This is a genomic window from Pseudomonas sp., assembly GCF_037994325.1.
GTDB lineage: Bacteria > Pseudomonadota > Gammaproteobacteria > Pseudomonadales > Pseudomonadaceae > Aquipseudomonas.
This window is the reverse complement of record NZ_JBBNAH010000671.1, coordinates 1-5,888: the sequence shown is the minus strand read 5'-3', so window position 1 is coordinate 5,888 and position 5,888 is coordinate 1. Positions and strand designations below refer to the sequence as shown.

General features: G+C 62.0%; 8 protein-coding genes. All 8 read right to left on the bottom strand.

All coding sequences use genetic code 11. The features are described from left to right. Positions 1-50 precede the first annotated feature (50 nt). A complete protein-coding gene (murB, locus tag AAAB16_RS22195; protein ID WP_340665284.1) occupies positions 51-1,061 on the bottom strand; it encodes a UDP-N-acetylmuramate dehydrogenase in 1,011 nt (336 codons plus the stop codon). Next, the gene (locus AAAB16_RS22190; RefSeq protein WP_340665283.1) at positions 1,058-1,522 is read right to left on the bottom strand and encodes a low molecular weight protein-tyrosine-phosphatase; all 465 of its coding nucleotides are present in this window, start codon (positions 1,520-1,522) and stop codon (positions 1,058-1,060) included. The genes murB and AAAB16_RS22190 overlap by 4 nt, the downstream gene beginning before the upstream one ends. Beyond that, complete coding sequence (kdsB, locus tag AAAB16_RS22185; protein WP_110618014.1) at positions 1,522-2,286, bottom strand: 3-deoxy-manno-octulosonate cytidylyltransferase; 765 nt, start codon at positions 2,284-2,286, stop codon at positions 1,522-1,524. Before kdsB ends, AAAB16_RS22190 begins: the two co-directional genes overlap by 1 nt. Continuing rightward, entirely contained in the window at positions 2,287-2,472 is a 186-nt protein-coding gene (locus AAAB16_RS22180; protein WP_110618013.1) for a Trm112 family protein, read from the bottom strand. A 46-nt stretch (positions 2,473-2,518) separates the two neighbouring features. Further along, positions 2,519-3,520 carry a tetraacyldisaccharide 4'-kinase gene (lpxK, locus tag AAAB16_RS22175; RefSeq protein ID WP_340665282.1) on the bottom strand — a complete coding sequence of 334 codons (1,002 nt, stop codon included), beginning with the start codon at positions 3,518-3,520 and terminating at the stop codon, positions 2,519-2,521. Positions 3,521-3,539: 19 nt separating this feature from the next. Next, the gene (locus AAAB16_RS22170) at positions 3,540-3,980 is read right to left on the bottom strand and encodes a biopolymer transporter ExbD (protein ID WP_340665281.1); all 441 of its coding nucleotides are present in this window, start codon (positions 3,978-3,980) and stop codon (positions 3,540-3,542) included. Then, the gene (locus AAAB16_RS22165; RefSeq protein ID WP_340665280.1) at positions 3,977-4,612 is read right to left on the bottom strand and encodes a MotA/TolQ/ExbB proton channel family protein; all 636 of its coding nucleotides are present in this window, start codon (positions 4,610-4,612) and stop codon (positions 3,977-3,979) included. Before AAAB16_RS22165 ends, AAAB16_RS22170 begins: the two co-directional genes overlap by 4 nt. Positions 4,613-4,718: 106 nt before the next feature. Then, positions 4,719-5,888: ComEC/Rec2 family competence protein (locus AAAB16_RS22160; protein ID WP_340665279.1), on the bottom strand; the 1,170-nt coding region annotated here is incomplete at its 5' end.

The following is a 5,888-nucleotide window of genomic DNA, read 5'->3' as shown; positions in this document are numbered from 1 at the left end:
AAAAAAAACCGCGCCTCAAGCGCGGTTTTTTTTGTGGGGCGAAGAACGCGTTACAGCACGTTTGGCTCAATCTCGAGATTCACACCAAAGCGTGCGAACACATCGGCCTGAATACGCTTGGCCAGGCCCAACAACTGCGCCCCAGTCGCCGCTCCGTAATTGACCAACACCAACGCCTGCAACGTATGCACGCCGGCATCGCCCTCACGAAAGCCCTTCCACCCTGCCCGCTCGATCAACCAACCGGCGGCCAATTTCACTTGGCCATCGGCTTGCGGGTAAGCCACCAGATCAGCATGCTCGGCACGCACCCGAGCCGCCAGTTGGGCGCTGACCAGCGGGTTTTTAAAGAAGCTGCCGGCGTTGCCCAGCACTGCGGGGTCCGGCAACTTTTCCGAGCGAATGGCGCAGATGGCGCGACTCACATCAGTAGCCGTTGGCGCTTCAATTCCTTGCTCCGCTAAGCGCTGGCGCACCGGGCCGTATTCCAGATGCAGGGCTTGTTCGCGCTGTAAGGCAAAGCGCACACGCAGGATCAGCCAACGGCCAGGTTGCTGTTTAAACACGCTGTCGCGGTAGGCGAAGTGGCAGTCGGCGAGGGTAAATTCGCGCAGCTCACCGCTCTGACGATCCAGTGCGGTAAGGCTGTGGAAGACGTCTTTGATTTCGACACCGTATGCACCAATGTTCTGCATCGGCGCAGCGCCCACGGTGCCGGGGATCAGGCTGAGGTTTTCCAAGCCAACCAGGCCCTGCGCCAAGGTGTGCTGCACAAACGGATGCCACGGCTCGCCGGCTTCAGCTTCAACCACTACCTGCACGCAATCTTCAACAATGCGGATGCCACGGCTGGCCATACGCAGCACGAGGGCTTGCACATCGCCGGTAAGCAACAGGTTGCTGCCGCCGCCAATCACCAGCAGCGGCACGTCTCGCTCTTGGGCTATTTGCAACGCTTCGCGCACGTCGGCGTCGTTCTGGGCTTCGGCAAACAGTGCAGCCTTTACCTCGACGCCAAAGCTGTTAAAGGCTTTTAGCGACACTTGCTCCAGCACCTTCATAACCGCCCCCGCACTTCATTAAGCAACTGCACGCCGGCCTGCTCCAGTAGGTCGAGTACCTGCTCGAAGCCGTCGGCACCGCCGTAGTACGGGTCGGGCACTTCGTCTTCGTCCAGCCCGTAGCGGCGCAGGTACAGATCCAGCTCGGCGCGACTGTTGGCTGGCTGCAAGGCCTTGAGGTCGGCGAAGTTGCTGTGGTCCATGGCCAGGATCAGGTCGAAGCGTTCGAAGTCGGCTTTGCTGACCTGCCGGCCACGCAGCGCAGAGAGGTCATAACCGCGTTGCAACGCAGCGGCACTGGCGCGGCTGTCGGCAGGTTTGCCGACATGCCAAGGGCCGGTGCCGGCCGAGTCCACGCCAACCAAATCGGCCAGGCCGGCCTGCTGCAATTGCTGACGAAACACGCCCTCAGCCGAAGGCGAGCGGCAGATATTGCCCAGGCACACAAACAACACGCGCATCAGGCCCCCAGCAGGCGCCGAACGCGCTCCAGGTCTTCCTGGGTGTCAACGCCGGCTTGCGGGGCTTCCAGGGCGTCGGCGACATGAATGCGCTCACCGTGGTACAGCGCGCGCAGTTGCTCCAGGCATTCAGTGTCTTCCAGCCAGCACGGGCCCCAGCTTACAAAGTTATGCAGGAACGCGGCGCGGTAGGCGTAGATACCAATATGGCGGCGGTACGGCACGCCGGCCGGCAGTTGCTCACGGCTCTGGGCGAAGCTGTCACGCGCCCAGGGCAATGGCGCGCGGCTAAAGGTCAGGGCCAGGCCGTTTTTATCGGTGACCACCTTGACCACATTGGGATTGAACAGCGCCGTCACGTCGTCGATGGGCTCAGCCAACGTGGCCATCGCCGCCTCGGTGTGCTCAGCCAGATTGGCCGCTACTTGGTCGATCACCGCCGGCGGAATCAGCGGCTCATCGCCCTGCACGTTGACCACAATCGCATCGCCGGCCAGACCCAGTGCGCTGGCCACTTCGGCAAGGCGGTCGGTGCCGGAGTTGTGGTCGACGCGGGTGAGTACCACCTCGGCGCCAAAACCTTTGCAGGCCTCAACAATGCGCGCGTCATCAGTGGCAACCACCACCCGTTGAGCGCTACTTTTTTTCGCTTGTTCCCACACGTGCTGGATCATCGGCTTGCCGCAGATATCTTGCAGCGGCTTGCCGGGCAGGCGGGTAGAGGCAAAACGGGCCGGAATAACGACGGTAAAGGCTGTGCTCATTTACTTGTCCAGACGCTCATCGACGTTCAGGGTGCGCGCTTCGGTTTCCAGCATCACCGGAATACCTTCGCGCACGGGAAAGGCCAGGGCATCGGCCTTACACACCAGTTCAGACTTGTCGTCGGCCAATTTGAGCGGGCCTTTGCACAGAGGGCAGGCGAGAATATCGAGGAGTTTCGGGTCCATTACAGAGTCCTTAAAAACGGTTGAATGGAGGGGCCGTAGAGCGGGCTTAATCGGCCGCAATAACGCTGGCTAAACGCGCGTCAAACCAGGCAAAAAATGCCGCTGAAGGCACGGCCTCTACCGCCAGGTACCACCAGTTATCAGCGGCAAAAGCGGTGCACTTCACGGCGTCCTTCTCGGTCATCACCAGCGGCAGCGCGGGGCTGAAATTCAGCTGCTCGGCGCTGTACTGCGCGTGGTCGGCGAAGGCATGGGAAATCGGGCGCCAGTGTAACGCCTGCAACGTATTGAAGAAACGCTGCGGGTTGCCAATGCCGGCCACCGCGTGCAGGGCTTGGTCTGGGGGAAAGTAGTCCAGGGCAACCCGCTCGCCGCTGCGTACATTCACCAGTGCCGTGGGCTGTAAGGTAAAACCGAAGCCTTCGGCGCTGTCGCCTGAGGCGCCGTTATAGAGGATGGCATCGACACTTTGCAGACGCTCAACCGGCTCACGCAGCGGCCCCGCCGGCAGGCAACGGCGATTGCCCAGCCCGCGGGCGGCGTCGATCAGCACCAGCTCGATATCGCGCGCCAGGCGGTAATGCTGCATACCGTCGTCGCAGAGGATCAGGTCAAGGTTTTCCTCGGCCAGCAAGCTGCGCACAGCGCGAGAGCGGTCGGGGTCGATCATCAACGGCACGCCGGTGCGCTGCACAATCAATAAAGGTTCATCGCCCGCCACGGTAGCGCTTTGCTCGGCACGAACCCGCCAAGGCAACTGTGGCGGCGTGGCGCCATAACCGCGACTGACCACGCCAACCTTTAAACCGCGGGCCTGGCAGTGAGCAATCAAGCTGAGGATCATCGGCGTTTTGCCGGTGCCACCGACGGTGATATTGCCCACCACAACGACCGGCACAGGCGCTCGGTAGATCTCGCCCTCACCGGCCAGAAAGCGTTGCCGCTTGCGCTGCACCACCGCGCGGTACAGGCACTCCAGCGGCCACAACAAACGTAGCGCGGGATGGCCGGTGTACCAGGCGTTAAGGAGTTTTTCCGAGGCGGCCATTAAGGGCGTTGGCCAAGCATCAAGGCGCCGACGGCGCCTCGATGGTGGTGATGCGCAAGTGGCTGAACCCCAGCTTGCCGGCAGCATCCATGGCAGTAACCACGGCCTGATGGGTAGCCTTGCCGTCAGCATTGATGGTCAGCGGCAAGCTGCTGTCACCGTCCGACTCCCGCTGCAACGCCGCCATCAAAGTGGCCAGATCGCTCTTGGCCAACACCTGTTCGTTGAGCGAGTAGGTGCCGTCGGCAGCAATCGCCACTTCCAATTGCTTGAGCTGCGTGGCTTCTGGCGGCGTACCACTGGCGGCTTCCGGCAGGTCGATTTTCAGCTGGGTCGGCCGGCTAAAGGTGGTGGTAACCACAAAAAACAACAGCAGCACGAAAATCACGTCGATCAGCGAAGTGAGGTTGAGGAACACCTCTTCGCGGGCGACATTGGAGGCTCTGCGGCGGAATTTCACGGCTTGCTGTCCTCAACGAAATCGACTTCCCGATCACCCTGCACCACTTCCACCAACTTGATCGCTTCCTGCTCCATGGTCACCACAATTTCGTCGACACGGCGCAGCAGGTAACGGTGGAAGAACACCGCCGGGATGGCGACGATCAGACCGGCAGCCGTAGTGACCAAGGCTTTACCGATACCGCCAGCCAGTTGACCAGCGTTGGCTTGGCCGTTGTCCATAAAGCCGCTGAAAATTTCGATCATGCCAAACACGGTGCCGAGCAAACCCAGCAGCGGCGCCATGGCCGCGATGGTGCCGAGGGCGTTGAGGTAACGTTCGAGTTCGTGAATAACCCGGCTGGCCGACTCTTCAATGCACTCTTTCATGATCTCGCGACCATGTTTGGAGTTGGTCAGGCCGGCGGCGAGAATCTGCCCCAGCGGCGAGTTGCTGCGCAGCTCTTTGAGCTTTTCTTTATTTAGCTGTTTGTCTTTGATCATGCGCCACACCTGCCCCAGCAGATGGGGCGGCGCGATGCGGCTAACCCGCAGCGTCCACAGGCGTTCGGCAACAATGGCCACGGTAGCGATGGAACACAGAATGATCGGTAGCATCATCCAGCCACCTGCTTTGACTAGCTCCCACACGGTGTTAACTCTCCTCGGCCTGGGTTTGCGGGCCGGATAAAAGTGGCCCTGACAAAAGTGGCGCCACTCTAGCATAGGGTCGGCAGCGCGCCGACCGTCGCGGTTCTCATTTTTCCCGCCAGAAGTGATGTTCTTCACGCAGACCGTCAGCCGCCTTATTGGCACCAAGCTCAAGCCGCAGCGCGCCTTGCGCCACGTTGTCGTAAACCCGCCAGCCAAGCGCCTGATAACGGGCCACAACCTGCGGGTGCGGATGACCGAAGGCATTATGCGCACCGCGCGAAACCAGCACCGAATGCGCCGCCAGCGCGCGCAAAAAAACCGCCGAGGAGGAACTGCGACTGCCATGGTGCGGCGCCTGTAACCAGTCGGCCGTGCGCCTGGGGTGCGCGGCTAGCCAGGCAGCTTCGGCCGCCACGTCGATATCGCCGGTTAGCAGCAGCCGTTCGCCGTTGGCGTTTATCCATAGCACGCAGGAGGCCTGATTGCCGGAGGCTGCCTGCGGCCAGCGCCAGGTTTCGAAGTACACGTCATCCCAGTGCCACTTGGCGCCGTCGATACAGGGCATAGCGCCAAGCTCGGGTTCAAGTTCGCCGGCCTCGCCGCTTAGCACATGGCTCACGGCCAGACCGCGTTTTACCGCGAGGGCGCCGCCGGCGTGGTCATTGTCGGCATGACTGATCAGCAAGAGGTCCAGGCGCCCTACCCCAAGGCCGCGCAGCGACGGTACGACCAACCGTTCACCGCTATCAAAATCGCCATAACGCGGGCCGGCGTCGTACAGCAACGTGTGGTTGCGAGTGCGCACCAGCACCGCCAAGCCCTGGCCGACATCCAACTGCCACACCTCGGCATGCCCGCTCGGCACCTGGGCGCGCGGGGCGAAGACCAACGGCGTCAGCAGCGCCAGCCCCAGCGCGCGAATTGGCACACCGGCTGGCGCCACTAGCACCAAGGCGCCCAGCGCGCCCAGCAGCCACGCCGTGAGTGACACCTGTGGCGCCAACCAAGCCGGTTGCCATTGAGCCAACCACGCCAAAAAGCGAAACAATCCCTCGAGCAAACCACCCGCCAGTTGCAGCAGACATTCCCCCAACCACGGCACTGGTAAGGTAATCGTGCCCAGCAAGGCCAACGGCACCACCGCCAGGCTGACCCATGGCACGGCTAACAGATTGGCCAACGGCCCGCTCAGGCTGATGGGCAAGCCCAGGCCCAGCAACAAGGGCAGCAGGCCAATGCTCATGGTCCACTGCGCCCGCCCCCAGGTTTGCCA

Excerpts from the sequence above, each read along its gene's own strand:
- AAAB16_RS22190 (WP_340665283.1), bottom strand. The coding sequence starts at position 1,522 with ATGCGCGTGTTGTTTGTGTGCCTGGGCAATATCTGCCGCTCGCCTTCG.
- kdsB (WP_110618014.1), bottom strand. The coding sequence starts at position 2,286 with ATGAGCACAGCCTTTACCGTCGTTATTCCGGCCCGTTTTGCCTCTACC.
- murB (WP_340665284.1), bottom strand. The coding sequence starts at position 1,061 with ATGAAGGTGCTGGAGCAAGTGTCGCTAAAAGCCTTTAACAGCTTTGGC.
- AAAB16_RS22180 (WP_110618013.1), bottom strand. The coding sequence starts at position 2,472 with ATGGACCCGAAACTCCTCGATATTCTCGCCTGCCCTCTGTGCAAAGGC.
- lpxK (WP_340665282.1), bottom strand. The coding sequence starts at position 3,520 with ATGGCCGCCTCGGAAAAACTCCTTAACGCCTGGTACACCGGCCATCCC.